This window comes from Pantoea eucrina (assembly GCF_001691555.1).
GTDB classification, from domain to species: domain Bacteria; phylum Pseudomonadota; class Gammaproteobacteria; order Enterobacterales; family Enterobacteriaceae; genus Pantoea; species Pantoea borealis.
Genome location: NZ_MAYN01000008.1, coordinates 148,396 through 153,683, shown reverse-complemented (window position 1 = coordinate 153,683; position 5,288 = coordinate 148,396). Strand labels below are relative to the sequence as shown.

Below are 5,288 nucleotides of genomic sequence, written 5' to 3'. Positions count from 1 at the left end.
CGTTGGTTTTAGCCAGAACGGTGGTGATTGCTGCAGTCAGGGTGGTTTTACCGTGGTCAACGTGACCGATGGTGCCCACGTTTACGTGCAGTTTGTTACGTTGAAATTGCTCTTTAGCCATCGCTTGTCCCTCTAAGACACGGATATATCAAAGATATCGTCACATTAACCAGGCAGTGCCCGATGTTAGTTTTACAGAGAGAGAATCAGGAGAGAGATAAAGGAAGTGGTGCTGATACCCAGAGTCGAACTGGGGACCTCACCCTTACCAAGGGTGCGCTCTACCAACTGAGCCATATCAGCACATCTGGAGCGGGCAGCGGGAATCGAACCCGCATCATCAGCTTGGAAGGCTGAGGTAATAGCCATTATACGATGCCCGCATCCTGGAACTCGGCTACCTGTTCTTTCTGTAGCTTTTGAATAATAAAAGAAGACCTTTTACTATTCGAGCCAGTCAGAGTTTCCGACTGACCCTGACCACACAGATGTGCAATCTGAATCCGGAGGTGAGAGAGTTTAACTCACCCATCAGGTAATTCTTTACCCGATGCCCAACCAGGAGGCTGAGATGGTGGTGGGAGAAGGATTCGAACCTTCGAAGTCTGTGACGGCAGATTTACAGTCTGCTCCCTTTGGCCGCTCGGGAATCCCACCTACTTGATGGTGCCGGCTACCGGAATCGAACTGGTGACCTACTGATTACAAGTCAGTTGCTCTACCAACTGAGCTAAGCCGGCATCAAGTGACGCGCATTCTAGGAAGACCGGCTCCGAGATGCAACAAGAAAATCATCATTTTTATTCTTTTGCTTACTATTTGTGCAAAACCTCTCACCATCAGGCATTACTGCTGCTTCTATACTCATATTTGGTACAAATGTTCATCAACCTCTTTCAGCGAGCGTTCTCTGTTTCCCCTCTTTTTCAGCTGCCTTACGTTAAACGATTTGCTCTTTTTTCCCGATGACTAAAAGGAAACACAACTTTTTCATTTCATCCGGTGAAAAAAATGTGGTGTGTTCTGCGAAAGCGCTCGCAGGATCATCATTTTACTTCTGTTTAAAGTGACACTGGTGTTAACCTCCTGCCCACTGTTTCCGTTAATTTATCTTCTATGACGCGCAATCGCGTTCAGGATGCTTCAAGATGAGGCAGGGATGAACCAGACTATGCGGTCAGATATATGCTTATGAGTAGAAAAACAACGCCACTGACCACCCCATACCTGCAATTTGACAGGCAGCAGTGGGCTGCGCTGCGTGACTCAGTGCCTATGACGCTGGACGAACGTGAAGTTGAGCGTCTGCGCGGTATCAATGAAGATCTCTCTCTTGATGAGGTCGCTGAGATCTATCTTCCTTTATCACGTCTGCTGAACTTCTACATCAGTTCTAATCTGCGACGTCAGGCCGTGCTGGAACAGTTTCTCGGTACCAACGGGCAAAAGATCCCTTATATCATCAGTATTGCTGGCAGCGTTGCCGTAGGGAAAAGCACGACTGCACGCGTTCTGCAGGCGCTGCTAAGCCGCTGGCCGGAACATCGCAAAGTAGAATTGATCACCACTGATGGTTTCCTGCATCCGAATGCCGTGCTGAAAGAGCGCGGTCTGATGAAAAAGAAAGGGTTTCCGCAATCCTACGATATGCATCGCCTGGTAAAGTTTGTTTCCGATCTAAAATCGGGTGCCAGCCAGGTCACAGCGCCGGTTTACTCACATCTGATTTATGATGTCATTCCTGATGGCGATAAAGTTGTTGAGCAGCCTGACATTCTGATTCTGGAAGGGCTTAATGTGCTGCAGAGCGGTATGGATTACCCGCACGATCCGCATCACGTGTTTGTTTCAGACTTTGTGGATTTTTCAATCTATGTGGATGCACCGGAAATCTTACTGGAACGCTGGTATATCAACCGCTTTCTGAAATTCCGTGAAGGCGCTTTCAGCGATCCCGACTCCTACTTTCATCACTATTCACAGTTGCCGAAAGAGGATGCCGTAAATATCGCGCGCGGACTGTGGCAGGAAATAAACGGTCTTAACCTGAAAGAAAATATTCTGCCAACGCGTGAACGTGCCAGCCTGATTATGACCAAAGAGGCTGATCACGCCGTTCAGAGCGTAAGGCTGAGGAAGTAACAGGATAAAGCCCTGCGTGCAGGGCTGTTATCATGCTGCTGTGGCTAGCCGTTATCTGGCCTGAGCGAGATCTCTCCGCCAACCCAGGATTTACTTACTCCCTCCTGTTCCAGCAGTAAGCCACCCTGCTTATCGATCCCGCGAGCAATACCGTAGACCTCACGCTCACCAATCAGTAATTTAACCGGACGATTAATAAAATTATCCAGCTTTTCCCAGCGGGGTATGAATGGCGCCAGACCATCGCGTTCAAAAAGCGGTAACGCCGCGCGCAGGCTGTTGATGATATGAGCTGCCAGCTGATTGCGATCGATGGTAACGCCCGCTTCCTGCAGGTTTATCCAGCCCTGATTAATTTCTGACGTGCCCTCGCCCCGCATACCAAGATTGATACCGGCGCCCATTACAATTTGCGCCGCATCGCCGGTTTTGCCGGTGAGTTCAACCAGGATGCCTGCAAGTTTCCGATCGTTAAGATAGAGATCGTTTGGCCACTTCACACGTACATTTTCAGCGCCAAGCGACTGAATAACTTCAGCCATAACAATTCCTATGACCAGACTCAGCCCCATTGCTGCAGCAGGTCCCTGCTCCAGACGCCAGTACATCGACAGATACAGATTAGCCCCGAAGGGAGAAAACCATTTACGTCCGCGGCGTCCACGCCCGGCCTGCTGATACTCTGCAACACAGGCAAAACCTGACTCAAGCTGATCCATACGATCGAGCAGGTACTGATTGGTTGAATCTATAACCGGAATAACGGCAATGCCTGAGGTCTCCAGATGCGCCTGGATAAGCGCTTCATCCAGCAGCTGCAAAGGCATCGCCAGACTGTAGCCTTTCCCCGTCACGGTATAGATATCCAGACCCCAGCTTTTCAGAGTCTGTATATGCTTATTAACGGCAGCACGACTCATGCCCAGCGCTTCACCCAGCTGTTCGCCTGAATGAAATTCTCCGTCAGCCAGCAACGCCGCCAGTTTGAGAGGAACGCTATGATCTTTCATGCAATAACCTCAACCGCATTGCGCTCACCCTCGGCACCAATAAAACGAACTTCAGGTTCCAGCCAGACATTAAATCTCTTACCCACATGCTGCCGCACTGTATGGGCCAGCGTGACAATATTCTGCGGTGTGGCGCAGTCCTGATTGATCAGAACCAGAGCCTGCTGGCAATGCACTGCAGCGCCACCCACTCTGAAGCCCTTAAGCTGGCACTGGTCGATTAACCAGCCTGCCGCCAGTTTTACTGTACCGTCAGGCTGAGGATAATGCGGTATTGCAGGCCACTGCGCGAGCAGCTCCGTCAGTTGACCGGCTGAAATAATAGGGTTTTTAAAAAAACTGCCCACATTGCCGGTGACGCGCGGGTCAGGCAGTTTGCTTTGACGCATCCGGCATACAGCATGATAAACATCCCAGGCGCTGGTAGTGGCCGGGTTGAGTTTTGCCAGATCGCCATAACTCAGTACAGGTTTCCACGCTTTCATCAGGCGCAGGCCGGTTGCGATGATGACGTAGTCATCTTTGAGCCCGTGTTTAAACACGCTATCGCGATAGCCAAAGCAGCACTCCTCACGAGAGAGCCTTTTCATGGCCGATGTGGGCAGATGGAGTACATCGACATAGTGACAGACATCTTTAAATTCTATGCCGTAAGCGCCAATATTCTGAATCGGTGCGGAGCCTGACATACCCGGGATGAGCGCCAGATTTTCCAGACCGGGGATCCCTTTTTTCAGGGTATATTCCACTAACTGATGCCAGTTTTCACCTGCACCAACGTGCACATGCCAGGCTTCTTCGTGTTCTTCCAGCTGAATACCTTTGATGGCATTAACCACGACAGTGCCGTTGAAATCTTCGAGGAACAGGACGTTGCTTCCTTCACCGAGGATGATAAAGGGCTGACTGCGTTGCTGGCTGGAGTGCCAGGCTGCGGTGATGGCTTCTGCGCTATCAGCGATAATCAGTGATTGTGCGTCGATCTCAAGACCGAACGTATTACATGCTTTGAGGGAGGTACCTGGGCTGGACATTTCACGGCCTTTACTGAGTGATCTGGCCGTAGTTTACCCGATTGGCTAATCAGGAGTGGGGGTTTTGATGGTTTTAGCAGGGAAATTTTACTTTTCTGCAGACGTAAAAAAGCCCTGAACAGACGTTCAGGGCTCTTTTACTTGTTGGATGCCTGGCAGTTCCCTACTCTCGCATGGGGAGGCCCCACACTACCATCGGCGCTACGGCGTTTCACTTCTGAGTTCGGCATGGGGTCAGGTGGGACCGCCGCGCTGTGGCCGCCAGGCAAATTCTGTTATCCGGTAAAACAAGCTGAAAATCAGGTCTCTCAAAACGCCTCTGGCGTTGTAAGGTTAAGCCTCACGGGTCATTAGTACCGGTTAGCTCAACGCATCGCTGCGCTTACACACCCGGCCTATCAACGTCGTCGTCTTCAACGTCCCTTCAGGAGCATCAAGTGCTCAGGGAGAACTCATCTCGGGGCAAGTTTCGTGCTTAGATGCTTTCAGCACTTATCTTTTCCGCACTTAGCTACCGGGCAGTGCCACTGGCGTGACAACCCGAACACCAGCGGTGCGTTCACTCCGGTCCTCTCGTACTAGGAGCAACCCCCCTCAATTCTCCAGCGCCCACGGCAGATAGGGACCGAACTGTCTCACGACGTTCTAAACCCAGCTCGCGTACCACTTTAAACGGCGAACAGCCGTACCCTTGGGACCTACTTCAGCCCCAGGATGTGATGAGCCGACATCGAGGTGCCAAACACCGCCGTCGATATGAACTCTTGGGCGGTATCAGCCTGTTATCCCCGGAGTACCTTTTATCCGTTGAGCGATGGCCCTTCCATTCAGAACCACCGGATCACTATGACCTGCTTTCGCACCTGCTCGAGCCGTCACTCTCGCAGTCAAGCTGGCTTATGCCATTGCACTAACCTCCTGATGTCCGACCAGGATTAGCCAACCTTCGTGCTCCTCCGTTACGCTTTGGGAGGAGACCGCCCCAGTCAAACTACCCACCAGACACTGTCCGCAGCCCGGATAACGGGCCCACGTTAGAACATCAAACGTTAAAGGGTGGTATTTCAAGGATGGCTCCACGCGGACTGGCGTCCGCGCTTCA

General features: G+C 51.3%; 4 protein-coding genes, 4 tRNA genes and 2 rRNA genes (1 of these 10 running past the window's edge). 1 reads left to right on the top strand and 9 read right to left on the bottom strand.

Features of this window, described 5'->3' with window-relative positions; translation table 11 throughout:
• The 5 genes from BBA90_RS19650 to BBA90_RS06860 form a co-directional block, all read right to left on the bottom strand.
• On the bottom strand, window positions 1-121 hold a 121-nt coding region (locus BBA90_RS19650), incomplete at its 3' end, for a GTP-binding protein (RefSeq protein ID WP_430914195.1).
• Window positions 122-227: 106 nt separating this feature from the next.
• A tRNA-Thr gene (locus BBA90_RS06875) sits at window positions 228-303 on the bottom strand.
• A 5-nt stretch (window positions 304-308) separates the two neighbouring features.
• A tRNA-Gly gene (locus BBA90_RS06870) sits at window positions 309-383 on the bottom strand.
• Window positions 384-572: 189 nt separating this feature from the next.
• A tRNA-Tyr gene (locus BBA90_RS06865) sits at window positions 573-657 on the bottom strand.
• Between the two features lie 7 nt (window positions 658-664).
• A tRNA-Thr gene (locus BBA90_RS06860) sits at window positions 665-740 on the bottom strand.
• Between the two features lie 451 nt (window positions 741-1,191).
• On the opposite strand from BBA90_RS06860, the gene coaA reads away from it, so the two are divergent.
• Window positions 1,192-2,142, top strand: coding sequence for a type I pantothenate kinase (coaA, locus tag BBA90_RS06855; RefSeq protein ID WP_065650420.1), 951 nt, complete (start codon window positions 1,192-1,194; stop codon window positions 2,140-2,142).
• Window positions 2,143-2,186: 44 nt separating this feature from the next.
• Here the strand turns inward: coaA and birA are convergent, their stop codons facing one another.
• The 4 genes from birA to BBA90_RS19425 all read right to left on the bottom strand — a co-directional run.
• Window positions 2,187-3,152, bottom strand: a complete 966-nt coding sequence (birA, locus tag BBA90_RS06850; RefSeq protein WP_065648481.1) for a bifunctional biotin--[acetyl-CoA-carboxylase] ligase/biotin operon repressor BirA — start codon at window positions 3,150-3,152, stop codon at window positions 2,187-2,189.
• Window positions 3,149-4,186 carry a UDP-N-acetylmuramate dehydrogenase gene (gene murB / locus BBA90_RS06845; RefSeq protein ID WP_065648480.1) on the bottom strand — a complete coding sequence of 346 codons (1,038 nt, stop codon included), beginning with the start codon at window positions 4,184-4,186 and terminating at the stop codon, window positions 3,149-3,151. Before murB ends, birA begins: the two co-directional genes overlap by 4 nt.
• 150 nt (window positions 4,187-4,336) lie before the next feature.
• Window positions 4,337-4,452: ribosomal RNA gene (gene rrf / locus BBA90_RS06840) — 5S ribosomal RNA — on the bottom strand.
• Between the two features lie 63 nt (window positions 4,453-4,515).
• Window positions 4,516-5,288 (bottom strand): 23S ribosomal RNA (locus BBA90_RS19425) (it continues 4,210 nt past the right edge of the window).

What these genes read in the sequence shown, in the direction of transcription:
- coaA (WP_065650420.1), top strand. Translation starts at nt 1,192, where the DNA reads ATGAGTAGAAAAACAACGCCACTGACCACCCCATACCTGCAATTTGAC.
- birA (WP_065648481.1), bottom strand. Translation starts at nt 3,152, where the DNA reads ATGAAAGATCATAGCGTTCCTCTCAAACTGGCGGCGTTGCTGGCTGAC.
- murB (WP_065648480.1), bottom strand. Translation starts at nt 4,186, where the DNA reads ATGTCCAGCCCAGGTACCTCCCTCAAAGCATGTAATACGTTCGGTCTT.